This window comes from Anaerocolumna sp., assembly GCF_032079385.1.
Taxonomy (GTDB): domain Bacteria; phylum Bacillota; class Clostridia; order Lachnospirales; family Lachnospiraceae; genus Anaerocolumna.
Genome location: NZ_DAMAUC010000027.1, coordinates 38,813 through 65,681, shown reverse-complemented (window position 1 = coordinate 65,681; position 26,869 = coordinate 38,813). Strand labels below are relative to the sequence as shown.

The 26,869-nt window shown below is 35.6% G+C and carries 27 protein-coding genes; 4 read left to right on the top strand and 23 right to left on the bottom strand.

All coding sequences use genetic code 11. The annotated features are described in order from the left end of the window. Positions 1-283: 283 nt before the first annotated feature. The 8 genes from RT261_RS17630 to RT261_RS17595 all read right to left on the bottom strand — a co-directional run bounded on the left by RT261_RS17630 (position 284) and on the right by RT261_RS17595 (position 8,386). Complete coding sequence (locus tag RT261_RS17630) at positions 284-1,264, bottom strand: carbohydrate kinase family protein (protein ID WP_313134404.1); 981 nt, start codon at positions 1,262-1,264, stop codon at positions 284-286. Then, positions 1,248-1,925 carry a phosphoribosylanthranilate isomerase gene (locus RT261_RS17625; protein WP_313134403.1) on the bottom strand — a complete coding sequence of 226 codons (678 nt, stop codon included), beginning with the start codon at positions 1,923-1,925 and terminating at the stop codon, positions 1,248-1,250. Before RT261_RS17625 ends, RT261_RS17630 begins: the two co-directional genes overlap by 17 nt. Positions 1,926-2,383: 458 nt before the next feature. Further along, positions 2,384-3,409, bottom strand: a complete 1,026-nt coding sequence (locus RT261_RS17620) for a sugar kinase (RefSeq protein WP_313134402.1) — start codon at positions 3,407-3,409, stop codon at positions 2,384-2,386. Between the two features lie 38 nt (positions 3,410-3,447). Beyond that, complete coding sequence (locus RT261_RS17615; RefSeq protein WP_313134401.1) at positions 3,448-4,413, bottom strand: bifunctional 4-hydroxy-2-oxoglutarate aldolase/2-dehydro-3-deoxy-phosphogluconate aldolase; 966 nt, start codon at positions 4,411-4,413, stop codon at positions 3,448-3,450. Positions 4,414-4,599: 186 nt separating this feature from the next. After that, positions 4,600-4,740: a hypothetical protein gene (locus tag RT261_RS17610; RefSeq protein WP_313134400.1), complete on the bottom strand. Its 141-nt coding sequence runs from the start codon at positions 4,738-4,740 to the stop codon at positions 4,600-4,602. Between the two features lie 22 nt (positions 4,741-4,762). Continuing rightward, on the bottom strand, positions 4,763-5,458 hold the full coding sequence (locus tag RT261_RS17605; RefSeq protein WP_313134399.1) for a CvpA family protein: 696 nt from the start codon (positions 5,456-5,458) through the stop codon (positions 4,763-4,765). Between the two features lie 30 nt (positions 5,459-5,488). After that, the gene (locus RT261_RS17600; protein ID WP_313134398.1) at positions 5,489-6,667 is read right to left on the bottom strand and encodes a DUF5711 family protein; all 1,179 of its coding nucleotides are present in this window, start codon (positions 6,665-6,667) and stop codon (positions 5,489-5,491) included. Between the two features lie 297 nt (positions 6,668-6,964). Further along, positions 6,965-8,386: a LysM peptidoglycan-binding domain-containing protein gene (locus RT261_RS17595; RefSeq protein ID WP_313134397.1), complete on the bottom strand. Its 1,422-nt coding sequence runs from the start codon at positions 8,384-8,386 to the stop codon at positions 6,965-6,967. A gap of 363 nt (positions 8,387-8,749) precedes the next feature. Here RT261_RS17595 and yyaC point away from each other — a divergent pair, with 363 nt between their 5' ends. Further along, positions 8,750-9,322 carry a spore protease YyaC gene (yyaC, locus tag RT261_RS17590; protein WP_313134396.1) on the top strand — a complete coding sequence of 191 codons (573 nt, stop codon included), beginning with the start codon at positions 8,750-8,752 and terminating at the stop codon, positions 9,320-9,322. 133 nt (positions 9,323-9,455) lie between these two features. Here the strand turns inward: yyaC and RT261_RS17585 are convergent, their stop codons facing one another. The 11 genes from RT261_RS17585 to RT261_RS17535 form a co-directional block, all read right to left on the bottom strand. Continuing rightward, entirely contained in the window at positions 9,456-10,553 is a 1,098-nt protein-coding gene (locus RT261_RS17585; RefSeq protein ID WP_313134395.1) for a hypothetical protein, read from the bottom strand. Positions 10,554-10,748: 195 nt separating this feature from the next. Beyond that, complete coding sequence (locus RT261_RS17580; protein WP_313134393.1) at positions 10,749-11,777, bottom strand: XdhC/CoxI family protein; 1,029 nt, start codon at positions 11,775-11,777, stop codon at positions 10,749-10,751. 24 nt (positions 11,778-11,801) lie between these two features. Beyond that, complete coding sequence (locus RT261_RS17575) at positions 11,802-12,944, bottom strand: sulfate/molybdate ABC transporter ATP-binding protein (protein WP_313134392.1); 1,143 nt, start codon at positions 12,942-12,944, stop codon at positions 11,802-11,804. A 9-nt stretch (positions 12,945-12,953) separates the two neighbouring features. Next, on the bottom strand, positions 12,954-13,613 hold the full coding sequence (gene modB / locus RT261_RS17570; protein ID WP_313134391.1) for a molybdate ABC transporter permease subunit: 660 nt from the start codon (positions 13,611-13,613) through the stop codon (positions 12,954-12,956). A 43-nt stretch (positions 13,614-13,656) separates the two neighbouring features. After that, the gene (modA, locus tag RT261_RS17565) at positions 13,657-14,550 is read right to left on the bottom strand and encodes a molybdate ABC transporter substrate-binding protein (RefSeq protein WP_313134390.1); all 894 of its coding nucleotides are present in this window, start codon (positions 14,548-14,550) and stop codon (positions 13,657-13,659) included. Positions 14,551-14,677: 127 nt separating this feature from the next. Further along, complete coding sequence (locus tag RT261_RS17560; RefSeq protein WP_313134389.1) at positions 14,678-15,610, bottom strand: NTP transferase domain-containing protein; 933 nt, start codon at positions 15,608-15,610, stop codon at positions 14,678-14,680. A 7-nt stretch (positions 15,611-15,617) separates the two neighbouring features. Beyond that, entirely contained in the window at positions 15,618-16,184 is a 567-nt protein-coding gene (locus RT261_RS17555) for a nucleotidyltransferase family protein (RefSeq protein WP_313134388.1), read from the bottom strand. 20 nt (positions 16,185-16,204) lie between these two features. Beyond that, positions 16,205-16,807, bottom strand: coding sequence for a sulfurtransferase-like selenium metabolism protein YedF (gene yedF, locus RT261_RS17550; protein ID WP_313134387.1), 603 nt, complete (start codon positions 16,805-16,807; stop codon positions 16,205-16,207). Positions 16,808-16,861: 54 nt separating this feature from the next. Continuing rightward, positions 16,862-17,653 carry a selenium-dependent molybdenum cofactor biosynthesis protein YqeB gene (gene yqeB / locus RT261_RS17545; protein ID WP_313134386.1) on the bottom strand — a complete coding sequence of 264 codons (792 nt, stop codon included), beginning with the start codon at positions 17,651-17,653 and terminating at the stop codon, positions 16,862-16,864. Positions 17,654-17,713: 60 nt separating this feature from the next. After that, the gene (gene yqeC / locus RT261_RS17540; protein WP_313134408.1) at positions 17,714-18,472 is read right to left on the bottom strand and encodes a selenium cofactor biosynthesis protein YqeC; all 759 of its coding nucleotides are present in this window, start codon (positions 18,470-18,472) and stop codon (positions 17,714-17,716) included. Positions 18,473-18,511: 39 nt separating this feature from the next. Then, on the bottom strand, positions 18,512-19,420 hold the full coding sequence (locus RT261_RS17535; protein WP_313134385.1) for a selenium metabolism-associated LysR family transcriptional regulator: 909 nt from the start codon (positions 19,418-19,420) through the stop codon (positions 18,512-18,514). Positions 19,421-19,808: 388 nt separating this feature from the next. Between RT261_RS17535 and selD the strand changes: the two genes are divergently transcribed. Both selD and RT261_RS17525 read left to right on the top strand, forming a co-directional pair. Beyond that, on the top strand, positions 19,809-20,849 hold the full coding sequence (gene selD / locus RT261_RS17530) for a selenide, water dikinase SelD (protein WP_313134384.1): 1,041 nt from the start codon (positions 19,809-19,811) through the stop codon (positions 20,847-20,849). Positions 20,850-20,911: 62 nt separating this feature from the next. Beyond that, positions 20,912-21,160, top strand: a complete 249-nt coding sequence (locus RT261_RS17525) for a DUF3343 domain-containing protein (protein WP_313134383.1) — start codon at positions 20,912-20,914, stop codon at positions 21,158-21,160. A gap of 91 nt (positions 21,161-21,251) precedes the next feature. Here RT261_RS17525 and RT261_RS17520 read toward each other — a convergent pair whose 3' ends face one another. Continuing rightward, positions 21,252-22,175: a TDT family transporter gene (locus RT261_RS17520; protein ID WP_313134381.1), complete on the bottom strand. Its 924-nt coding sequence runs from the start codon at positions 22,173-22,175 to the stop codon at positions 21,252-21,254. A gap of 19 nt (positions 22,176-22,194) precedes the next feature. Beyond that, positions 22,195-22,671, bottom strand: coding sequence for a C-GCAxxG-C-C family protein (locus RT261_RS17515; RefSeq protein WP_313134380.1), 477 nt, complete (start codon positions 22,669-22,671; stop codon positions 22,195-22,197). Positions 22,672-23,411: 740 nt separating this feature from the next. Between RT261_RS17515 and RT261_RS17510 the strand changes: the two genes are divergently transcribed. Beyond that, positions 23,412-24,587, top strand: coding sequence for an aminotransferase class V-fold PLP-dependent enzyme (locus tag RT261_RS17510; RefSeq protein WP_313134379.1), 1,176 nt, complete (start codon positions 23,412-23,414; stop codon positions 24,585-24,587). Between the two features lie 391 nt (positions 24,588-24,978). Here RT261_RS17510 and RT261_RS17505 read toward each other — a convergent pair whose 3' ends face one another. Continuing rightward, entirely contained in the window at positions 24,979-25,362 is a 384-nt protein-coding gene (locus tag RT261_RS17505; protein ID WP_313134378.1) for a RidA family protein, read from the bottom strand. Next, entirely contained in the window at positions 25,362-26,729 is a 1,368-nt protein-coding gene (gene hydA, locus RT261_RS17500; protein ID WP_313134407.1) for a dihydropyrimidinase, read from the bottom strand. Before hydA ends, RT261_RS17505 begins: the two co-directional genes overlap by 1 nt. Between the last annotated feature and the right edge of the window lie 140 nt (positions 26,730-26,869).

Genomic DNA, 26,869 nt, shown 5'->3' with positions numbered 1-26,869 from the left:
ATGAAAATTTTATTAGAATTTTCAGGGTTGTTTCACTGTTCAGTTATCAATGTTCAAGGCTTTTCGCTAACCGCTGTTACCGCGTCAGCAAAGAGAATTATATCATCATATAAACATTATGTCAACACTTTTTTTAATCTTTTTTTCCATCCATTTTTATCCACATTCCTATAGCAATATCTTTACTACCTGATTCCTGACATTCCACATAAAAACACCCTGCCACAACATATAAAAGACTGTGCACAGGGTGTATTCCTGCCTTCTATGTTAACAACCACAGTTACAGCCACATTTCATGAACATTATCCGGTATAGCCAAATGTTCTTTTCTGCTGATCATATACCCGGCAATTTTGTTGGCAAATAATACGCAGTCCTTTATATCCCGTCCCTCACGCAATGCCATTAAAAATGCAGCGTCAAACGTATCTCCGGCACCTACTGTATTAACCGGTGTAACCGGATCTACCTCTACGGTTGACTGTATATGTCCCTCTTGTATAAATACAGGGTTTCCGCCATCCCGTGCTATAATACAACGGTCTTTATCCGATATAGACTCCACCGCCTCTTTCATATTTGTTTTTCCGGTTATCTGCCCAAATTCTTCAATACCGGACCCTAATATGATATCAGCATATTGCAGAACCTGTTCAAATAATTGACGGCGTCCGGGCTGATATCCATAGGATTCTGCCCTTATATTAAGATCAAATACTAAAATTGATTGATTCTCTTTCATACGTCTGAAAAAATCTAATAAAGCATTTCCGCTTTCTATATTATTGGTTAATGACATGCCGCTTGAGAATACAATAGCAGGCTTTTTATAAAGCTCCTCCGGAAAGCTGTCAGAAGTATAGTGATCTAAAGCTGACCAGGGCGGAATCCAGGTAAACATTGTCCTATCTCCCATATTGTCCAGCACGGCTATACAAACAACAGCACCTTTATCTGTTGTTGTGGAAAAGTCCATGTTTACATTATTGTCTTCCATCTCTTGCTTTAAGAATTGTCCAACCCGGTCATTACCCACATTGGTAATAAAGATCGGATTCTGTTTTAACTTGCCAAGTACTTTCGCCGTATTCCCCACACTGCCGCCACTGCGAAAAGAAACCTTTTGTTCATTAATATTTGTGGGATCTTGCTTTATATTGTCTATTGTATTTTTCGCTTCACCATAAGGAATGATTAAATCAGCACATAAATCACCAACACATATAATATCATAGTCTGTTCTATTAATTTTGAACCCCATGTTTTGCCCTCTCACAAAATTGACGTACCAGTTCTATATCTTTATATAATAACTTTCCATTTTCTTTCACACTGGTTTTAGTCAGAGAATCAACACCAAATGGTCTTACAGCACGAATTGCTTCTTCTACATTATCCGGTCCAAGTCCTCCGGCTAAAATAACCGGTATCGGAACACGGTTAACAATCTCCCGATCTATACTCCAATCATGAGTTACTCCTGCAGCACCAACCCCCGGCACTGTAGTAGAAACGCTGTCAAGAATCAGTAAGTCGGCATATTCTGATTTTTTTATTGCATCATCAATAGACTCTGCACCAGTAACACCTACTGCTTCCATTAATTTAACTTGTGGTAAACATTCATATAATCTTTTACGGAACTCCGGATTGCCTTCAAAGTTTGCGCACAAATGCAAAACATCCGGCTGCAGCTTTTTAGTCTGGGATATAATATCTTCTTCATTGTCCTGAACTGAAATTAATACTTTTACTGCTTTATCCCCTATTGCGGAGAAAATTTCCAAAGCTGTTTCTTCATTGATTGCACAAGGAAAAGGTCCGTCCTTTGGTCCTACAAGAAGTCCAATTCTGTCAGCTCCTGCCTGGATACAATCAATTGCTTCTTTTACGGTTTGAATTGAATAAATTTGTGTAATCATAATTATCATTTACCTTTCATTAAAATAAATCAGATTATTATGGAAACTTGTCTTTATTTATATTATACATAAAACTCACTCAATAACAATATATTTTTATATATATTATATAAAATGTACAAAGTATTTACAGGCTATACTTTCGTTAATAGGTGTACGGTCTTAAGTATATATAGTTAAATATATATAATCAGTACAACCTTTTAATTTTAAACGAGGAAATGCTGTCCTTTCACAATATCTTTAATTTCTGAAGGTTTCTGCAGAACAAAAAACAAGGAACATTACCAAATGGAAACCTGTCTAATTTGGTAATGTTCCTTGTCTTCGGTGTTTAACACCAAGCGTGAGCTTTTATTGTGTGAAATAAGATTATGTGTTTTTGTTAATAACAGGACTCATCACTAATATAAATTAATTTTATTATTAATAATAACTTCCTGATTCTTGTGAATATTCTAGCGATTCATCTCGCTTTGAATTCCCTTACTATTATGTGCTTCGATAATACGGTCAATTTCCTTTTTATCTGAGGAAGGTAAATCACCTAAGATAGTATTTTTAACCGAACTGCAAGCATTACCATATTCTAATGCTTTTTGACAATCATTATATGCCAGTAATCCATAAAGAACGCCGGATACATAAGCGTCACCACTTCCTATCCGATCTACCACTTCAATGTTCTCATATGGCTCTTCTTTATATATTTTATCTTCTTCTGCATTGTATATGGTAGAGCCAAAGGTATGCTTTTTAGGGCTTATAATTTTACGTTCTGTGGAAGCTAAAATCTTAATGTCATATTCCTTTGCAAATTCTTTAAGAATATCTGTTAACTCCCCAGTCTTACCAAAGGTACGGCGGGATGTTTCTTCTGATATAAATAAAATATCTACATATGGAAGAATTTCTTCTATATACATTTTAGCTTCTGCTTCTGTCCAAAGGTTTGCTCTAAAATTCACATCAAAAGATATGGTAGCTCCTGCCGCCTTAAATTTTTTGATCATTTCTGTTGCTGCACTGCGTGTTTTCTCTGATAACGCCAAAGATATTCCGCTTGTATGAAATAATCTGGTGGTATGATAGATTTCTTCCGGTATGTCATTGGGATTAATGGTATTTATGGATGCATTCTTTCTATCATAAACAACTGTGGGTTTTCTAGGATATACTCCATGTTCATAAAAGTAAATACCTAATCTGGCTTCCGGACTTTCATCATAAAGCAGCCAATCGTCGCTTACTCCACAGAATCGAATATTATTTTTAACATAGGTACCTAATTCATTTTTAGGCAGCTTGGAAATAATTCCTGTACGTAATCCTAATAATGATATACCAGAGACTACATTTAGCTCTGCTCCTCCTGCTCTTTTCTCAAAGACACTGCCGGAAAATATACGGTCATTAACAGGGGCAGATAATCTTAATAATATTTCCCCGAAAGCAAGTGCATCAAATTCTTTGTTTTCATTCATATTTCTCATATCCTCCTGTAAGGAATTGGAATAGATGATTATTTTTTCTGAAGTAAATGAACTGCAAATCCACCAATTTCCTCTTTTAGATAAATGGCTGCTAGATTTCCCTTGTTATCATATTTTTTAGAATCCATATTGAACTCATATCCTTGTAATTCAAGATGGTATATTGCTCTTTCAATGTAGTTTGTCTGAACTGCAATGTGTCCATTTTTGCCTAAGAAAGGAGCCTTCATAACTTCAATTCCGCTTCCGGCAAAAATTGAACTGCTTCCAACATCCTTTGCAAATCCGAATAATTTCTCAAAGGAATTTGCTACTGAATCAGCTTCATTTTCATCAGCCGCATTAATTCCAACATGACGAAGTTCAAATCCTAACATATTAGTAACCGCTTCTCTTGTTAAATCTCTGATTTTATCAAATTCACCGGCTTTGATTAAATCATCTTTAACCATCCAGCTGCCGCCACAAGCGATAATTTTATTAAAGTCTAAATATGTTGTAAGATTTTTTGCATTGATTCCGCCAGTAGGCATAAATTGCATATTAACAAATGGGCCTGCCATAGATTTAATCATGTTTAAACCGCCAGCTGCTTCAGCAGGGAAAAACTTAACAACGTCCAGTCCTAATTCAATTGCAGACTCTACATCACTTGGATTTGCTGTACCAGGAGTAATTGGAATACCTTTTTCCTGGCAGTACTTTACGGTTTTAGGGTTTAGTCCCGGGCTTACTATAAATTTAGCACCTGCATTGATTGCTCTGTCTACTTGCTCTGTATTTAGTACAGTACCTGCTCCCACTAGCATATTAGGGAACTTGGTTGCCATAATACGAATTGCTTCTTCTGCTGCATCTGTTCTAAATGTAACTTCTGCACATGGAAGTCCTCCATCGCATAATGCTTGTGCTAATGGTGCTGCATCTTCAGCTCTGTCCAATTTTACAACTGGAACAATACCAATTTTTTTAATTTGTTGTAATATTTCATTCATTTTTACTTCTCCTTTTCTTTTATATTTAAGTAAAGACTAATAATAGCATAATGACTTTATTATTCCTTATACTTACAAATCGAAATTCATTATTTGTTCAATTCATATACTAGTATACTATTATCTATCTTAAATTTCAACAAAAGTATTATTTTTTCCTCTTACTATAAAATTCCAATCCAAATTTTAAGGTACAACCATATACAATTCTTTTTTCTTCTCATCTATACTGAAAATTGTCATAATAATAGTCCTATTATATACAATATTTAGAATATCATTACGGCCCAGAGAATGAAAAGGAAGTCCAAAAACCGAATGCTTCATTCTTCTGGACTTCCTTTTCATCTTAGAATAATATTTTCCCTATATCCGTAATATATCTTAATAGTAAATTATTATCGTAAAGTATGGTTAAAAACTTGCTTTCATTGATTAGCAGGAACATAGTTTTACCAATGTTAGTACTGCTAAACATGGTAAGTAAAATAAATCCGATCCAAGTTATAATAATGCCGTGTAATAAGCCTGCTAATAAGCCCGCTGTTTTATTTAATCCATTAATAAGTGGCAGTTTACTTATGATATCCAGAGCACTGCTTATAATTCCCAAGATTATCATAACAAGCAGCATAACTATAATAAATACTGCTGCATTTATTATTATCCTTGAAATGGTTCCTGTTATATATTCTTCAAAACTATTTACTGCCATAGCGGTATAGACATCACCTGTATTATTTTCTTTCAATGCATTTTTTATAGGACCCGGCAAAAATAGTTTATCAATAAAGTTCATCTGTTCTGAAGTCTTATCATTCTTTTTACCAAAGTCAACAACCTTCTCCACCTTATGGTTTACAAAGGTCATAACTTTTTCATTCTTCTGAACCTCTTTATTTACCATTGGGCTGATCCACATGGTTAAAAGCAAAGCTATGATTGTAGAAAATAGTGTGAATACCGTCTTAATAAATCCACGTCTTCTTCCATTAAGGGTATACCCAGCTATGATTACTATCACTAAAATTTCCAGCCAATTCATTATTTATCCTCCTGACACTGTTCGATTACATTACTTTTCTACCAGTTGTATTTCATCCATGTTCTGATCGTTGATGATTATAAATTTACGATCACTAGGACCGGGCAATATATAAGTTACATTCTTATCAAAGGTGTATCTTAATAGTTCCTTTCCATCCGTTTCCCATATAATCCATTCCAGATTGGTATGCATAATAATATGATTACCGGATAGATAAATGTTTTCATAATTATAATTCATATCTTTATCTAAAACTTTTGTTCCTTTTAAATCATAAAGCACCACTTTATATTTTTGTTCACCTTCCGAGTTCTTAAGTACGAAACCCACATACTGGCTATTATAAAGTATACTCTTTATTTCTGAGGATACGGTTTCTTCATGGACTAATTTAGGAATTTCTTTCATAGAATATATGCTGAACTTATCATCTCCGAATGCACATATTGTATCATTGTCCAAGAATTCTATATTTGCAATAATTGTTTTTCCATAGTCAAAGGCGCCTGTCATTTTATCCACATGGCTCTCACCAACTTTACCGAAGTTATAAAAAGTTAATTTACACTGCACTTCTCCACTATTGATAGCCGCATAACTGGTTACCAGCTTTCTTCCATCTTCCGATAACGCTATATCGATTGGGAAACCATTGGTGGAAGCTACCGTTCTTTTATCCGCCAGCTCGTTACCTGTTTTATCATAAAGATATATGTAATTGGTTTCTTTCCCCTCCATTAATACTGCTATTACTCCCTGATTTGCAATCTTAACATCTATAATTGGATTTAGCACTTTTACGGTATTTACGCCGCCTTCTCCGTCAAAGATTTCGACGTTTCTATATCCTCTGTCAGCAATGGCCACATACTTTTTAGAAATATCAACAATGGGATTTTTCATTTGATAGGTTCCATTCCAAAGCATATTGCCTGCGGCATCCATGGCCATTGCACCATCTCTGCTGTACCTTAATACTCCGCCCTGATAGCTTATGTATTTGGCAGAAGTACTGTCTTCTCTTTTCATAGTATTAATTACCTCATAACCGGTAAAATTCTTTTGTAAAATGAATTTCAGCGCAAATACTGCTATAATGCTGACTAGCAATATTACAAATACCACTACAAAGACTTTTATACGCTTTTTCTTTTGTTTTTCTATTTCATAGCTTCTTAACCGCCTTTTATCTAACTCAATTGCCATGACGTCTACCTCTTACCTTTATATTTCAGGCTTACCACACAAACCTATTCACTTTATGTTAATCGGTAAATATAGTTATATCTTTGTTCCTTGTCTAATTATAACTGATTTTATCTATGATAGCACTAACTTTTTTCCGATTCCAAGTAGGACTTATTTTCTAGGCAGAAAAAATGCAGGTATAATATTTTAATATTCTGCAAAACGTTAGCAGTGGCAGAATGATAGTGCCACAGTTATTCCCGTTCTCACATAAATTATTTCAAATATCATACCTGCTTTTATTAAAGAGAATAATTATGGTATAATTAATTTTTGTCCTGCAATTATTTTATTCTCATCTTCTATTCCATTTAGTTCTTTTATTTTAGAAATATAATTAGCTGAATTATAAAGTTTATAGCTGATACCTGCAAGAGAATCTCCCGGTTGCACCACATAATATCTAATTTCTTTAGCGGTTTCTTTCACTTCCTTAGGTTTTTCTTTCTCTGGCTCTTTTGTAGGTTCTGGCGTTGGCTCCTTCGTTGGTTCTGCCGTAGGCTTTGGAGTTGGCTCTTTTTTACCTTGCTCCTTTTTTTCTTCTTTTGGATTCTCTAAATCATTCCCCTTTGACTCTTCTTCTATATTTTTTTCTTCCTTTTGTTCCTCATTGTTGGCTGCTACACCACCAGATATGGTTTCAACCTCTACGGTATCAGACTGTGGGTCTGTTCCCTTCACATCGACGGTTTCCTTTCCCGTATTTTCTTTCGTTGCTTCTCCCCCATTGGCAGTTTCCTCCTTATTCCCTTTCGCCTCTTCCACTGTTTCTTTATTAAAATTAGATACTTCCTGTATATCATTAGAGTCCTTACCCTTTGCATTTTCATTCTTGTTTTGGTTCAGGTTCTCGGATATGGCGTAAAGGGCTTCTTCCATATCTCTCATCTTTTTATAATTATTAAGCATAGTTCCTGCTATAACCAAAACAATAACTGCAAGAAGAGTACTGGCCGCATATAATAGCCGTACTATATTTTTATCGTCTGTTTTTAGTTGTTTTTGTTCATTTTTTTCTTGAATCATATGTCTGATCTTTTGGGTGGTATGATCTTGATAATCCCTTTCTTCACCCACTACATTCTTTGCATCTATCATATAGTTTTGCATTTCTTCATTTTTTTCATAATATATGTAGTAACCGGATTGCTTTACTAACTGGTTATTCTCAAACAGGTAAAAAACCTCTTCTTTTTCTAAAGTATCTATTTTTAGTAATGTTTTATCAGGTCCGTTAAAGTTTTCCATATGAGTCTTACGGATCATTTCTTCGTTGTCTAAGTAGAAACCGGAACCCACCAATGCCCATCCGACTATTTCAATATCAGAAAAATATTTTTTAATATTTTCATAAATACTTGTCCAGCATTCATCGGTAAAGGTAATTCCGTTATAAAAATCGTTCTGCTTCATTTCTACAGCACCCTTTATAAATATGTGCTTTCTTTCTTCCGTCCGTACAAAATATCCTAGTAAAACTGTTATACTGCAATTAGCCGGTTCCCTTTGGCCAATTTGTTTCATAAAGGTCATAACATAATCTTCTACATAAATAATTTTATTATGAGTTGGAATATTTCCAATCTGTCTTATGTTTTTAGGTAATTTATAGATTCCGTTGTTCATAGTATCATCCGGCTTTTTTCCATTATGTGTATTGTTGTGTCCATTGTCCATTCACTATTTCCCTCCTAATCCTTTATGACCTAAGATTCTGACTAAAAGTTTGTCTATGTTCCAGTTAGACAAACCTTTCATATTTTATCTGTAATCGTAACATAGACTTAGAAATAATTATGTCAAAACAGTATACCTGTTTTCCTGATATTTTAATTTTTGTATTTGTTTATTCGCCTCGTTTCTATTGGTTCTGCCATTTTTCCTTTTTATATCAGTAAATATAAATAGAATCTTTTCTTTTCTTGGTGAATTTTGGCTTGAACTTTCTAATCGCAAATCAGACTATTTTGCATATTCGGGGTAATACTTTGAATATTACAGAATATGGATGTATCAGTACAAGTTTTAGTGGAGGGCTTAATGAACAAAGAGTTAGAGATTGATAGGAAGTTATATTATTTTAATACAAAGGACCGTTATTCTGTGTATGACTTTAGTAATGTACTGCTTGAATTAATACAGAAAAATATTCGTACAAAGAGACAAATTGTATTCTTATGTATCGGTTCGGACCGGGCAACCGGTGATTGTTTGGGTCCTATTGTAGGGTACAAATTAGAAAAGCTCCAACAACATAATATTATTTTATATGGGACATTAGAAAAACCTGTACATGCAAAAAATCTACACGATACAATCGACTACATTAACCAATATCACCATAATGCTTTAGTGATTGCTGTTGACGCCTCCTTAGGAAAGTCCGCACACATTGGTTATATAACCGTGGGAGAAGGTTCTCTGCTGCCCGGTGCCGGAGTTGACAAGGATTTACCTCCAGTTGGTGATATTTTTATTACCGGTATCGTTAATTTTTCAGGAATGCTAGACCATATGCTGCTACAGACAACACGTCTTAATGTTGTTATGATTTTGGCAGATTATATATGTAAAGGTGTTAATTATTGCTTCTATAAACTGAATCGAAGGTAATTACATTAGAAAAACAAATGCATTGGAATGCATTAAACAGCTTAATTTTAATAAAAATCAGCCGAGGTAAGCTTTCCTAACCTCGGCTGATTTTTTAACTATTATTAATGGGTAACTCACTTTTGATACCTAATCATTGTCGTTCTTGTGAATAAAGTGTTATAGCTTCTGATATAGTAGACAGATTATTGGCTGACATTAATTCGGCAAGCTTGTCTAATCTTTCCGCAGACATAAATTCTTTCCCCAGATAAACCTCATAATCGCTGGATAATTCCATAGCCATATTCTTAATATTTTCTTCCAACATTCTGATTTCGTTATAAGTACTATCGTATTCTTGTTTCAGTGTTTTGATTTCTTCCTGGTATCTTAACTTAATCTCTTCACCAATAACAAAACGTGTTGTATTCTCAAATAAAGTCAACGCCTCTTGCTTTTTCTCTGCAATGGAGCTGATTTCTTTTTCTGATTCCTGCAATTCATTATTAAATTTATCCAGACCATACTGACTTTCATCCTGGTCTTTCAGAATTTTTTTCTTTATTTTATTCTGCTGCTTTTTATTCACTAATATTTCACTGCGTATTGTCCTTACTTTTCGTATGGCCTCTATATGCTTATCTTTAATATTATTTTCAATCAGCATATAAGGCAGACCAAAAAGAACCACCGTAAGCAGATAAATAATAAGCAAGTATATTAGTTTTTCTTCCGGTAGTATTACAAAATAAATTAAGCTTGGAATTCCTAATAAAATAATTAACAGAGTCAGGCATATAATAAAGAAATCACCTATTCCCTTTGGCATATATAACGCATAAAATAATCTGGAATTACAAAAAAACGGTATTCTTTCTTGTTTAAATACCTCTTTGCTCTCTTTTATCATTTGCTTTTGCTCTTGACGTAAATCAGCAGTTTCCAATACAATACGTTCCTTTATTTTGGCGCTTTTTGATTTCTCTTTTTTACCTCTAATTTTTTTCATCCTGGAACGTACGCTATCTATCTGTGAGTTAAAAGTAGATTCGATCTCTTCTTTTCGCTTTTTTGTAGTTGAAACAATCTCATCTGCTAAGGCTTTTTCCTTACTTTGGATTGCTTTTTCCAGTTTCGTTTCTGCCACAAGGAGGTTTTCTCGCTTTTCTCTATTATTATTCAATTCTATAACCTTTTCTTTTATAGAATGTAAAATGTCAATTCCACCGGATAATATATTTCCATCCACTAATCTTTTCCTCCTCGAAATAATTTATAAAACTCAAAATTATATCTTATTAACTCGATTTTACTCGTTTTTAAGGAAAAGGTCAAGAAATAAAAACACTATCAATGCGATGTTCTTCCTGCATTAATAGTGTAGATGAATCAAATTAGATATTTTAACCCGCCAACTCGTTATCATTCTATTTAATTGTTGGAATCATTTATAGTCCTCAACCAACACAGTCATAATCCCGCCACATACCATGCCTTCTTCCTCTGCGGCATCTCCTGTTAAGTCAATATCCAATATTTTATAGGTTCCACTACCGATCATTCGTCTGGCATCGCCGATAACTGCTGCTTCACTGCAGCCTCCTCCTACACTTCCTACTATTCTTCCGTCGGGATAGACAATCATTTTAGCACCTGCTCCTCTTGGAACGGAGCCTTTTGCACTGATTACAGTTATTAGCGCTTTGGGAACATTTTCTTCCTCAGATAGTATCTTTAATACATCATAATCAAAATCAGAACGGTTCTTCTGCTTCTTGTCACCAAGTCCCAAACGTTTTTCATAGATTAATTCCGCTACAATTGAAATCGAAATTTCCTCCGGTGTGATTCCACCAATGTTCAATCCAATGGGGGTGTGTACCCGGTCTAATCTTTCACGGCTGCAGCCTTCTGCCTCTAAATTATCTTTTACAATAGCGGTGCGTCTTCTGGATCCAATCATACCTACATATTTAGGTTCCGGTCCTTTACATATGGCTTTCAGGCAATCGCTGTCATACCTGTGCCCTCTGGTGATGATAATAACGTAATCCGACTCTTTCAATTGTAAAGATTCAATCGCATGTCCAAATCCATCACAAATTACCTGCTTTGCTAAAGGAAATCTTTCCTGATTGGCAAAGCTAAGTCTGTCATCCACCAGGGTAATAGAGAATCCTATTTTAGCCGCAAATTCCACCAATGGTTTTGCAATATGCCCTCCGCCTAATATAATCAGTCTTTCCTCAGGATAAAAGGGTTCTATTAATGTTCTATTTTCATTTTCTTTTATATAAGAGGGAATGCCTACCTCCAGAGTGTTTTTAACCTGTAAATTCCCATCCGAACTATCTACAATTTTTTTACACAGATTGGTGATATTACCTTCCCTTTTTGTCCAGGAGGATACAATACAAGCCTTCTCATCACTATTTACTTTTCCCAATACTTCATCGTAAATATTCTTAAACATACTTTACCATCCCATTCTCTATATTTAGTCTATCAGTAACAATATATCTTCCGGAGCAACGGTAATAAACTCAGGCATTCCATTACTTAATTGACTATTCAGCTGGTTCTTACCTATTTTCCACCAAATAACGGAATCTTCGTTACTTATTGCCCCATCCGGATTGTTTATAACCGTATTGGGGTTATCTATATCCGAATCCTGGTCATTTTTCTTTGTATCCACTAATACGATCCACTCAAAAGGAGATTCCGTAATTTTTTTTACTTTACAAGGTATTTTATTAATCGATTCTTCTCCAAATCTAGTTGCAGAATTGCTTTCTATAAAAGGTTTAAAGTCATGTGCCCGTATTCCTATTCCAGTGAGCTTATCTGGAATCGGCGCATTTACATTAAGTATTATTCCCCAATCCAAGGCTTCTACCTGATTATCTGAAATTTTCTTAGCTCTTGATAGATTCTTGCAGCCTGTTAACTTTGCAGCTTGCATCTTAACTGGCTCTAAAAAGATATTTTTTGTTTCTCCATCCATTAGGATCTTACCGTGATCCATAACGATTAAATCTTTTGTTAATTCATATACTTCATTACGGCTGTGGGTGACTAAAAGGGATTCTCCCTCATAAGAACCTAATAAATCATGTAATTGTAGTTGTAATTCTTCCTTTAAATATGCATCCAGTGCAGAAAAAGGTTCATCTAACAATAACGCATCCGGTTCATATGCCAACATTCTTGCCAGCGCAACTCTTTGCTGCTGTCCACCCGATAACTGGCTTGGATATCGTTTTTCTAGACCCTGAAGATGAAAGTTACGTAACATCTTAGTTACCACTTGTGCCTTCTCATTTTTTGAGCCTCGAATTCCCGCAGCAATATTTTGTGCAACGGTCATGTTAGGAAATAAGGCATAATTTTGAAACAAATATCCTACTTTCCTCTCCTGAGGTTTTAGGTTGATTTTATTCTTTGAATCAAATAAAACTTTGCCTCCCAATTCAATATATCCTTCGTCCGGTGTCATAATACCTGCAATACATTTTAAGGTCATACTTTTACCGGAACCGGAGGCACCTAGAATTCCCATGGGCTTTCCATTTGTTTCAAAATCCACATTAAGTTCGAAACCTTTTAATTTAGTGTGTATATGAACTTTTAAACTCATTGTATTTTCCTACCTTTTTCTTAAGGTTGTTACATTCATTGATACTACTACTACAAATGAAATGATTACTAAAATAAGTACATAATGATAAGCGGTGTCCATATCGCCTGCTGCAACTGCCGAATAGACTGCCAGCGGAAGTGTTCTTGTTTTACCGGCAATATTTCCGGCTATCATAGCGGTAGCTCCAAATTCACCTAACCCCCTTGCAAACGACAATATGGCACCGGAAAGTATTCCAGGCATGGCATTAGGCATTAAAACCTTTCGGAATATTTTACCTTCTGACATGCCCAAGGTTCTTGCTGCATAGATCACATTCATATCCACCTGTTCAAAAGCTCCCCTTGCAGAACGGTACATAAGTGGAAAGGATATAGTTACAGCGGCTAACACCGTTGCCCACCAGGAGAAGGCTATTTTAACGCCAAAAAAGTTTATTAAAAACTCTCCAAAAGGCCTTTTTACCCCGAATACGTATAGAAGAAAGAATCCGGCAACTGTTGGCGGTAAAACCATAGGAAGTGTCAATATCCCATCTAAAACTATTTTAACTTTTCTACTTTTTATACCATGTACCACTTTCGCAATTATGACTCCCAGAAAAAAAGTAATGATGATACTTATGGAAGCTGTTTTCATGGATATTAGAATAGGTGAATAATCCATCGCAATTTTCCCTTTCTCAAACTTTATATAAGCAGCATATCATTTATTGCACAGAAAAACCATAACTTACAAATAAATTGGTTGCTTCTTCGCTTTGTAGATATTCTACGAATAAAGCAGCTGCTTCTTTCTTTTGTGATGCTGTTACAATTCCGATAGGATAGATAACTTTTTCATCTAAACTTCCTTCCGGTGCCTCTGAAATAATAGTTACCTTATCTAAAGACGCTGCATCTGTTGCATAAACCACACCTGCATCTGCACTGCCTTCAGCAACCCAGTTTAATACTTCTGTAACATTAGTACCTAAGCTTGCTTTTTCTGCAACTTTATCATAAATACCTAAAGAATCAAATACTTTTTTTGCATATTGTCCTGCTGGTACACTCTCAGGATCTCCAATGGCAATAGTACCTGCATTCAGAATATCTTCAAAGCTTGTAACCTTAGACTCTACACCAGTGGGAACGATTAATACAACCTTGTTTTCTAATAATTCTACAATAGAATCGGCATCCATCATATTCTCATCTTTTAATGCGTTCATTTGCTTCATAGCTGCTGATAAAAATACGTCTGCATCTAGGCCTTCTTCAATTTGAGTTTGTAATTTTCCTGAACTATCATAGGTACCTTCTACTTTAATCCATGGATATTTTTCTTGAAACTGTGGAATTAATTCTTCCAGTGAATTCTTCATACTTGCAGCTGCAGCAATTAAGATAGTAACTTCTTCTTTATCTGTGTTGGTTTCTGCTTCAGGTGTTTTTTCAGATTCTCCATCTGTTTTTACTTCTTCTGTTGTGCCCTGTTCTTCTTGCTGTGTGGAACTTTCAGGTGTTTCTTTGTTGTCCTTTGGCGCTTTCTTGGAACATCCTGCAACCATGGTTAATACCATAACCATAATCATTGATAATACTGCTAGTTTTCTTTTCATTTTCTTTTCTCCCTTAATTTTTTTATATAAAGAGTGTACACTCAATATATCGAATGCTTTCTAAAAACAACTCGATAGCAAAATAGAAAGTCAGCTGTATAAATGATATTGTAACAGTGACTCATCTCTATTTAAAAAAGTTCTTTTCGAATATCTTTTGAACTGCTAATTTAGCTTCTTCCTCAAATCTTATATATTTCTCTACCAACTGCCTTCCCTCTTCTGTCAGGGTTGTATATCCCCCGTTTATTCCTCCTGGCTGCCTGTCCACCACGGAAAATCCAACCTGCTCTTCCATAAGATTAATCATAGTCCAGCCTTTGCTGTAAGATATATTCAGCTGTTGGCAGGCATATTTTACAGAATTGGTATAATGAATCAGTTTTAGCAGCATGGCTTCTCTCTCACCAAAAAAGTCTTTTTCTTTCACCAATTTTATTTCTATCTGGGGATGAAGGATTTGTTTATTATGATATTCCAATAATTCTTCGTAATCTTCCTCTTTATCCGCATCAAATAAGATTCCTCTATCCTCTACTTCAACTAATTCTCTTTCATAACCGACTTCACATATTGCACCTTTTAGTCCCTGATTTCCATTATACTCGAGAATGTCAGAAAGTAAAGAAGTATGAATTAAAAGCGGATGTCCCTTTCTTCCCCGAAATACCGGTGAAGCCAGTTTTGCTTCTGAATTCATAAGTTTTACTACGGTATCCTTTGTAAATAAAGGAATGTCCGTAGGTGTAAATAGAATCCGATCACATTTATCTGCAAGATAATTTAAACCAATTTTTGCAGAATCAAACATTTCAGTGTGTTGATAATTTTCATTTCTCAGACATATCACATTCTTTTTGGCAACGTGTTTTTCTAATACTTCCGCATTATTTCCTGTAATAAGAACAATAGGGTCTACTCCTGCCTGTTCAAATGTTTGAATGATCCGCTGTATCATTGTAATTGAACCAATTTTTAACATAGGTTTAAAGGAATGAATGCGGGAACTCATTCCGGCTGCTACAATTACTGCACCAGTTTGCATTTCTTTACCTCTCATCTACTATTTACTGCTTAATATCAATGTCAATTAGCTCTTTCTGATCCTCTGCCATAATCAGTTCTAAATCCTCAAGGTGTTTTTTTATCACCTTTTTCCCCCCAACATCTCCACTCAAGGTAAATAAATCCAAAAAATATTTTTTACCTATAATACATGGATTCCCTAATGTGCCATCATAAACCAAACTTGCCAGTTCCTTTTCGGAGATTTTGTAATTATTTATTAAGTGTTCTAACGTACTTCTTTTTAGATAGGGCTGGTCACAGACGCTAAATAATACACCGTCTACATTAGGCTCTATTTCAAGTATCTTACGAAGCCCCAAATGAATGGAATGGGATATTCCAAGATCCGGCTCCGGATTTTTCACCGGATAATATCCATACTCTAAGGCTTTCTCATATATTTCTTCATACTGGGTCACTACAACCTTAGTAAGATCTGAAATTTCATAAACTTGATCAAATATATGAAGATACATTTTTTTATCGTCCATTGTATCCAATAGCTTAATTCCACCATATCTTTTGCTGTTTCCTGCCGCTAAAAGAATAATTCCTACCTTCTTCATCCTAGCTCCCATTCACCATATTAAAAAGAAATTACCTTACCTGCTTGCTGCATTTTGTCCAGGATTTCATACATATTGCTTACCTGTCCTACTTTTAATTCTTCTGCAATCTTATAAAAATTCAAACAGGTTCCACAAACCAATACTTCTACGCCTTTTTCTTTCAATTTTTTAATATGATCCACTGCCTGTTCATCTAAAGCCGTAAGCTTCACTCCACCATTCATAAATAAAAGGTAAGAAGGTAAATCAGCAGACTCTGTTAATGTATATAAAAACATTCTCATTAAGTTTGTACCAAGTTCCTGATCTCCCTCTCCAATGTAGTCTTTTCCTATAAATACTACATAGTCTGCCTTAGGAGCAGGTTTTTGTTGTTCTAACTCTTCTAACATGGCATTACATTCCTTGCATTCTTTTGAAAGTGCAACGGTATATAAGCCGCCCTCTTCTTTTACTTCTACTTCAAATCCTGTAGTGGCTGCAAGCTTCTTTAGATTTTCCACAGCAACTTTATTATCAACCTTTGTTATAATCTTCTCTTCCCCATTATCAATTTCTTTCTTTGTCATTATTACAGGTATCGGACAAGCTTGTCCAATGGCATCCACTAATTTATTCATGTCTTTTCTCCCTCCAAACATTCTCTGTCTTCGCTTCTTCTATTTATATTATTTTTAAAACCTTCCATGCTCATAAGCCACAACTGCTTCCAGTACACCGCCGCCTATGGATCTTGCTTTATCTGATATGGTAAAACAGTGATTTCTTTCACATCGTGCATCGATATCACCGCATTTCATCCCTTCTTTTACTTTTACGCCGGCTTGCAGCATTCCTCTTACAATACCGGACATAAGGGCATATACGGGCTGTCCCCCGGTCATAGCAATGATTTGGTCTTTTTCCACCAGATCACCTATATCAGCAACCGGTTGAAACTCCCCATCTGCTGAAGCTCGAATGATCCTTTCAATGGTATAACCACCAACATCACCGGGAATTCCTGTATTAGGAATAGCACTTCCCTCCCGAATTACTTTTCCTAAATAATGACCTCTTTTTGTCTCAATTACCCCATGGCAGTCCTTACCTGCCGTAAAACCAGGTCCTACTCCGATTACCAAAGGAGCTTCTTTCATGGTGGTTCCGAGATTCACTTTTGCAATAATAGCATCGATTACAACTTCCGGTGCGTAGATATCCCGAATGGCCGCTTTTTCATCTACTATAATAGGAATGGCTCCTTCTGCATGTGCTTTTTCCACTTCCTCTATTGTATGGACTAATACACCTCTTACACCTTCAATTACGGCTTCCTTTTCATATACGACTCTGGAAAAGGCTACAATTCGTCTAACCGTAGTTGGAATTGGTATCTCTGTCATAAGTATATCATATCCGGCCTTGTATAGCCGATACGCTATACCCGTTGCCAGATCTCCTGCACCTTTAATTAATACTTTCATATCTTCTCCAATCTATCAGTCAAAGGGGATACTTAACTTGCTATTGGCAAGTTTACCCCCTTACTCATTCTTGCATGCTTTATAGGAAGATAAATATACTTTATCAATGCCCAGTTTTCTCACCATATCACGTATGCACAAGGCTTCTTTAAGTCTTTGCTCATCGTCTACTTTATTTAAAATAATCACATAATCCATATTTTTATGCAATCCTTTTTTCAATCCCCAGCTATTGCAGATTACTTTTGCATAATCATCTTTGGTAATTATACCATCTTCCGGTTTCTCAAGTAATTTAGAGGCTATTGCATAGCGAAAACACATATCTGCTAAAGGTTTTCCTAAAGCATCCATACCTAAAACACCAATTACCATTGTACTTTCCTCTAATATTACCGGCTCCCATTCACCGGGTACTTTAAAAGGAAGACGCTTGGCTCCATCGGCCTCTATAATCATAGGAAGCTTTTTACCGGTCAGTTTTTTTAAGAATTCCAAGGCCGGTGATTTCATTTTACCGGTATCACTTTCCAAACCAATCCACACAACTCCCTTTTTTCCCAAGTATCTATCCACAATTTCCACGGATTCTTCCCTGCACCAAGGCCAATGTTTCGGTGGCATCATATGAGTGGTGGTTGTCACAATAACCTGTTTCCTTTTTTGTGCATATTCTTTTGTTAACTGTTCTAAGGTGGAAGTTTTTCCGCCTCCTCCTACAACGGACACAATGGGAGAAGATACCTTGTCCAAACCCAATGCGTCTAATAGCACAGGATTTATTTCCCATTCTGTTTTATTCGGTATCATTAGTTTCATAGTCACCCATGTTCCCTTCTGTGGAATAAATATATGCTATCATTTTTCTATGTTGGTATAATAATTACTGCAGAATTCAATGAAGGACTTTTCTAAACGGCTAAATCTCTTACGTTTTTCAAAAACAATATAAAGATTTCTGCAAATAGCCTCGCCTTTTGGCTCATACATTAAGACTTTGCCTTCTTCCGCAAAATCCTGAGCAGATTTTTTGGACATAATGGATATTCCCATACCTTTACTAACTGACCTTTTAATAATTTCCTGATCATTAATACGGGCAACAACATTTAACTTGGAACCCTCTATTTTCTTAGATTCCAAAAACCTCTCAGAGGATTTTAAAGTTCCGGAGCCCTTTTCTCTAAGTATAATCGGCTCTTTCAGCAGATGATTCAAAGCATTGGGTTTCTCCAGTAACTCCTTATAGTGTTTTTCATTCGGTGTAATAACTACAAGCTTGTCCTCATAAAATGGTATAAAATTAAGTTTGCTATTTTCATCTCTTACACCTACAAATCCAATATCCACTTTATGTTTTAAGATCTCATCAATCACATACTGGCTGTCCCCATGATTGATGGAAAAATATATGTTTTTATTCTGCTTTTTAAAGGCAGAGATTAATTCGGGCAATATATATTGTGAAGGAATTGTGGAACCTGCAATTACAATGGATTCATCTGTCTGAGACTTTGCACCAAATTCCTGATATAAGTCTTCTTTTATCTCTAAGATTTCTTTCGCATATTCGTATAATCTCTCACCATCACTTGTGGTTTTCACAGTCTTTGTAGTGCGGTCTACCAACCTCACATTCAGTTCTTTTTCTAAAGAAACTATATGTGAACTTATGGTTGGCTGGGTAAGAAATAAATTTTTTGCTGCTTTTGAAAAGCTTTGTAACTCAACAACTTTTACAAATGCCTCTAGTTGCCTCAATTCCATATTATACACCTACTCTTCTCTATTATATAACAAAAATTATATCATGATTTATCGATTATTTCTATAAATAATTTTCTTTATTAGATAATATCTATAATTGAATCCTAGCCTTTCCTAATTTGTTATAGTAAAATATAATAAAACCATACTATATTAGGAACCTGCTTTATGTTCATAATTTCCGCACCTTGTTGTGCTGCACTCTATTGTGCTTCATTCTGTTGTGCTACACCCTGTTGTGCTGAACTCTGTTGTATTACACTTTATTGTACATTTATAGGTATTGCTTCGGAGTGCATGTATTGTGTTTTATTTATTCCGTTATTGTAAAGTTATCAGATCATAGAGGATATACTTATAGATACTCATTAAAGGAGGATGTATCGTTATGGCAAAAAAAAATGTACCGCTTACCCAGTTAGTGAAAACCTCAGGCTGCGCAGCAAAATTAGGTCCCGGTGTACTCCATAGTGTATTACAGCAGCTGCCTAAGTTTGAAGACCCCAATTTAGTTGTTGGCTTTGACACAAGTGATGATGCTTGTGTTTATAAAATAAACGATTCCCTTGTAACAATCCAAACAGTAGATTTCTTTCCCCCAATGGTAGATGATCCTTATTTCTTTGGGCAGATTGCCGCTGCTAATGCCTTAAGTGATGTATATGCCATGGGAGGTAATCCGGCCCTTGCCATGAATTTAATGTGCTTTCCATCCTGTTTGGAAATAAACGTTATGCAAAGCATATTGGAAGGAGGCTATTCTAAGGTAAAGGAAGCTGGTGCTGTGGTTGCAGGGGGACATACTATAACCGACCCCACGCCAAAATATGGTTTATGTGTAACCGGTTTTGCCCATCCTTCTGAAATTTTAACCAATAGTTCCGCACATACAGGGGACGTTTTGGTTCTTACCAAGCCCATTGGGTTAGGGGTTATGAATACTGCCGCAAAAGTACACATGCTGGATGAAGGACAGTTAAAAAATATTATAGGTATTATGTCGACTTTAAATAAATATGCCAAAGAAGCCATGTCTGGTTTAGATGTTCACTCCTGTACCGATGTAACCGGCTTTAGCTTAACGGGGCATAGTTATGAAATGGCTTCCGGAAGCGAAAAAACCATAGAAATATACACCGATCAGGTGCCTGTTATTAATGGTGCTTTAGATTTAGCAGCAATGGGAATTATACCAGAGGGAATGTACAATAATCTGGATTATCTTGCTGACAAGTATATTTATAAAAATACCCTGCCTCAGAATCTGAAAGATTTACTGTTAGACCCACAAACTTCCGGCGGTTTACTGGTTTCCTTACCAGAAAAAGATGCAAAAGAATTTTTAAAACGCATGGAAGAACACACGCCATATGCTAAAATAATCGGACAAGTAACAGAGAAAAAAGAAAAGCCATTGCTTATTTATTAAAGGCTTTCTTTGATAGGTTGGTTTGATTTGTATTTAAGCTTTGGGAAAGGAATAACTTTATTATGGACTATTATCTTATTACATTTTCCAGTACCCATGCAGCCATAGCTGCGCAAAAATTTTTAAAGGATAAAATACATTTTTATGTTATGCCAACATTAAGGGAGATATCCAACAGTTGTGGTATCTCCCTTAAGATAAATGAGTCTGCTTATGAGGAAATTATGGAAGCTATAAAAGATTTCCCCATAAACCATGGTATGTATAAAATTTATTTGATTACCCCTAGTGAGATTAAGGTAATGGAATAGGGTAATCAAAAGGTGAAAACACATAGTTAATAGCAAAAATAAGTTTTGCAAGTTTCCTTATATAAACTGATTCAGCTTGTTTTATAATATCTTAATTATTTGCTTTTACTGTAAATATATGAGCTATAAATCTGATTAGCACATAAAATACAAGGATTACTGCAATGGCTTCTTCTACTTTTACAATTACAGGTAGTATACCTGTGTTAAAACCTTGCTTCATCAGAAATCCATTGCTTAACTTTAATGCTAAAGCAGAGATTACCATCGGGAATGTGAATGCACTATAACTTGGATAAAACTTTAATTTCAATAGCCCCGCCAGGCGGCTGATGGCAAATAAATAAAATCCTTGTGACAATATTAATAGCAGCCAGAACATAATCATGTTTTTTGTATCAAAACTATTTAAATAGCCAGCTAAACATAAGGAGCCCGGAGCTGCAAATATTATTAAGGTTGGCAATGCTGGTTCCGGTATTTCTTTTACAACAAATACACGCTTTCCAACAACAAATATTAAAATAATATAAGATATAAAAGCAAACCAGAATGCGATTTGACCTATGGCCGGTTGGAATGCTTTTCCTGTTACCGCTGCTGCGGCAATACCTACATATACAATAAACCAGCTTGGAAACACCTGCTTGATTTTAAAGTTCCCCACAAACTTAAAGGTGAAACGAAGCAAAAATACCAGATGCAAAATTATTCCGGCAATCCATACTCCAAATGCTATATTATTGTTATATGGTTTTATGTAAGTAGCTAAAATCATAATTCCCATGGGGTAGGTGAGAAACACGGAACCTCCAATAGGACTATTCAAATCATTTTTAAGTTCTTTCCAATCACTTAAAAATTTGATTGTAGTAATAATAAATATAGCTGCAGAAATAATTCCAAGTATGTTCCTATAAATCTCCCCATAAGACTGAACCAAATTACCTAATACTGCAAATGAAAGCATTACACCTACTATAGTCATAGGTATCTTTTTCAAAAAATTATTCACCGCATTTCTCCTATTCCTTTTACTTTTCCTCTATTTTAATTACACCGTCTTCTATTAATTCTCTTGCCACCCATTCAGCTACTCTTCCGGTTATGGTAATGCAGTGACTTTTTCTTTCCGGAGATTGAAAGTTATCACCTGCCCATTCTTTTGTAATAACCCGGCAACAGGTAGATTTATATTGTTCTTTTATAAAGTCATGAAGACCCTTTGATTTTTCAAACATCTTTGGATTCATAGTTTCCCCGTGAACCCTGCCATATACCATTCCTAAAGCCATTTCCCCGCCGGAAACAGCTCCGCACAGACACCCCGCTTTACCAAGACCGATTGGAAATCCGGATGCTAATTTTACAACATCATCAGAATATGGTTTTCCTAAGGCATCATTAATGGTTTGCACCACTGCTTCTGAACAGAAAAACTCGCCTTTTCTAAAATAGGTTTCAGCAGTTTCCCGAATACCTTCCAGATACTTTTCTTTTAAATCATTCATATCTTTTCCTCACATTCTTTTCATATTGGTATATTTCAATCAAATCCCCCAACCCACTTGAAATGCAAATCAAATGAATTAGAATAAGTATAAATATAAATATGTTAGTTATGTCTATAATTATACTTATAGAATGGTTAGAGGTAAAATCAATAATCTATATGGGTGGACCCAACTTATAGATTCTATCTATAAATAGATTCATTACAGAATGAAAGTATTGTGATATAATACAAACGGAATGAAGTAAATACAAGCTCGCTTGTATTTACTGAGTGGAGTGCCAAGATCATGAACACGTCTTTTGTTCATGATATAATACAAACGGAATGAGTAAATACAAGCTTGCTTGTATTTACTGAGTGGAGTGCCAAGATCATGAACACGTCTTTTGTTCATGATATAATACAAACGGAATGAGTAAATACAAGCTTGCTTGCATTTGCTGAGTGGAGTGCCAAGATCATGAACATATTTTAGGTTCATGATATAATACAAAGAGTAATGGGTTTGCAAGCTTACTTGTAGATTTTAAGGGACTCACAATGCCACGAATACGTTTTTTTTATGATATAAAAAGTGGAGTTAAAAGTTGTAAGACTATTTGTAAATTATAAATGTAATACCAAAAGTTATAAATAAGTTTTCTGTTCATGATAAAGCACAAATTGAGTTGTCAATAACTCTATTTAGCGAAAAAATTTAGATCCCGATACTATGAGATAAGATTGGAGATTAATATGAAAAAAGTATATATGGACCAGGCTGCCACTTCCTTTCCGAAAGGGCCCGGTGTAATAGAAGCCATGGTAGAATTTATGACTCAGGTTGGTACCAATATAAATCGTGGAAGTTACGAAAATGCTTATGAGACTGCAGGAGTTGTATATGAAACAAGAGGAAAATTATGTAAACTTTTTGATTTTGTTCCTGTAGAAGACAAAGCGAAGAATGTTATATTCACCCCCAACATAACCTATGCACTTAATTTTATAATAAAGGGATACTTAAAAGCCGGTGATCATGTCCTGGTAAGTTCTATGGAACACAATGCCGTTATGCGCCCTTTGGTACAGCTGCAAAAAGACAGAGGAATTACCTTTGATCGTATACCTTGTACCAAAGAAGGTGAATTACAGGTGGAAACCATAGAAGCCATGCTGCAGACGAATACTAAGGCTATTATTATGACTCACAGCTCAAACCTATGTGGAACCCTGATGCCAATTAAAGAAGTTGGAGCAATTGCCCATAGGCATGGCTTAAAATTCATTGTAGACTCTGCTCAGACAGCAGGCACCTTTCCTATATCCATGAAAGATATGCATATTGATGCTCTTGCATTTACAGGCCACAAAGGTCTGTTAGGGCCTCAAGGAATAGGTGGCTTTCTTATAACCGATGAAATGGCCGATCAAATGACACCTCTCATAACCGGAGGAACCGGCAGCATATCCGATACAGAAGAAACTCCAACCTTTCTTCCTGATAAATTTGAAGCAGGCACCTTAAACCTGCCGGGAATCATAGGACTTCATAGGAGTCTAAAATACTTAGAAGAAGTGGATATCGATAAAATCCATGAAAAAGAATTAAAATTAACACAACAATTCATAGATGGCGTGTCTAAAATAGAAGGAATCCGTATTGTCGGAAAAACCTCCTGTGAAAATAGAAGTGCCGTAGTGAGCCTTCAAACAACGAATATAGATGAAGCAATTCTAGCCTTTCGCCTAGACCAGGAATACCAAATAATGACCCGGGTAGGAATGCACTGCGCTCCAAATGCCCATAAAACCTTAGGAACCTTCCCGGAAGGAACTATTCGTTTTTCTTTTGGGTATAGTAATACGGAAGAAGAAGTGGAATATGCCATTAAGGCAATAGAGGAGATTTGTAAACAAAATAGAAATTGACGAAAATGTTTATATTTACACTATTTGATAGAATAGACGTATTTTAATACAAAATTGATATAAAAACTAACTAAATTGAAAGCCAGCTTTGCCTCATATACTATATTGAACTTCGTGAGTATGGGATAATTGTTTCTTGTGACTTTGGAAGAATTCGTTTATGGTTCTTATATCATAGAAATCGTGCCAATATTGAAAAATAAAGATGTTTGAGGAGGGGTAAAACCCCGACGAGTTCTTTATTTTTCAATATGTTTTAAACGATTACTATGATATTAGAACCATCGAAATCTCCAAGCTGAACAAGAAACAGTTATCCCATACTCTCGAAGTTCTAAATAAATAATAAGGGCAAAGCGTCCTTTTAGTGTCCTTTAGTGTCCTTTAAATATTATTCAGCCTTAACTGCAATAGCCTCAATTTCAAATAATCCGCCCATTGGAAGTGCAGCTACCTGTACACAGGAACGAGCAGGAGTTTCGCCTGTAAAATATTCTCCATAGATTTTATTGATTTTAGCAAAATCAGTAATATCATTTAAGAATACAGTAGTTTTTACAACATTAGCTAATGTTAAGCCTGCAGCTTCTAAAACAGCCTTTAAATTGTTTAAAGCCTGAGTTGCTTGTGCTTCAACACCTTCAGCCATTTTACCGGTAGCTGGGTCTAATCCTAATTGTCCGGATGTATATACGGTATCTCCTGCCTGAACTGCATGAGAGTATGGTCCTACTGCTGCTGGTGCATTCTTTGCTACTATAGTTGTTCTTTTCATTATAATGATCCTCTCTTTCTGGAAATATATTTTCCTTGGTTTTCTTTTAATAATTTTCCGTCTTCAACAAGAAGCTGACCTCTTAAGAATACTTTCTCCGGTCTGCCTTTTATATTATACCCTTCAAAAGGTGCATAATCAACATTTTGCATTTGATTTTCCGCGGTTATTTTCCCTTGATATTCTGGATCCCATACTACAATATCAGCATCGCTTCCTGCTTGTACGGTACCTTTTCCAGGATAAAGTCCATAAAGCTTTGCAGGATTTTCTGCCATTAGCTTGCACATCTGGGTCAGTGATATTCTATCTTCTAACACTCCATAGGTGTACATAACTGCTGCCCTTGTTTCAACACCGGGCATACCATTTGGAATCTTGGTATAATCATCTTTACCCATTTCTTTTTGTTTCAGGGTAAAACTGCAGTGATCTGTTGCAAGGGTATGGATTTTATCTTCTTTAAGACCTTTCCATAAGCATTCACTATCTTCCTTAGTACGTAGTGGAGGAGAAATCACATATTTTGCACTTTCAAAACCAGGCAGATAATATTTACTTTCATCTAATAGCAGATATTGAGGGCATGTTTCAACATAAACTTTTTGTCCTTTTTCTGCTGCTCTTTGAATAACTTCAAAACCTTCCTTGGTACTTAGATGTACTACTATAACAGGTACATCCACTAATTTAGCTATCGTTAAAAAACGATTGATAGCTTCTGCCTCAATACAAGCAGGTCTTGATACCGGATGGGCACTTGGCGAAAAATTACCTGCCCTTTTCTGTTCTGCAATCAGCTGATCGATTAGTTCACCGTTTTCGCAGTGAACACCCACGATACCGCCATATTCTTTGATTCTTTTTAATACTTCGTATATTTCCCCATCTCTTACTCTGGAAGCGTAGGTCATATACAATTTAAAGGTAGTAATTCCTTCCTGAAACATATGAGGAACTTCTTCGCTGGTGTGTGGATTCCATTCGGATATTGCCATGTGAAATCCATAATCACAGGAGGAACGATTGTCTGCTTTTTTATGCCAGTTGTCAAGGCCTTCTTGCAGCGTTTCTCCTTTATTTTGGGTGGCAAAGTCAATCACACAGGTAGTTCCGCCTACAATAGCTGCTTTTGTACCTGTATCAAAGTTGTCTGCAGTTACGGTGCCGGATACCTCTAAATCAAAATGGGTATGAGCATCAATAAAGCCTGGGAATACGTACTTACCTACTACATCAATGACAGTAGCATCCTCTTCGGGAATCTTTGTTCCAACTTCTTTAATTATTTCATCTTCAATCAGCACATCCGCCTTTAATGTGTCAGATCCGGAGATTACGGTGCCGCCTTTTAATAAATACTTCATCATTAACCAAGCTCCTTTCAAAGTCTGGAGACTTTGTGCGTAGCACAAATCTCAAATAGATGAAGAAGTTCGAAATGAGAATTCCAATGGATTCTCATTTTGGAGTTCTTCAAAGACTTAGTATTTCTTTTCACTCTTTT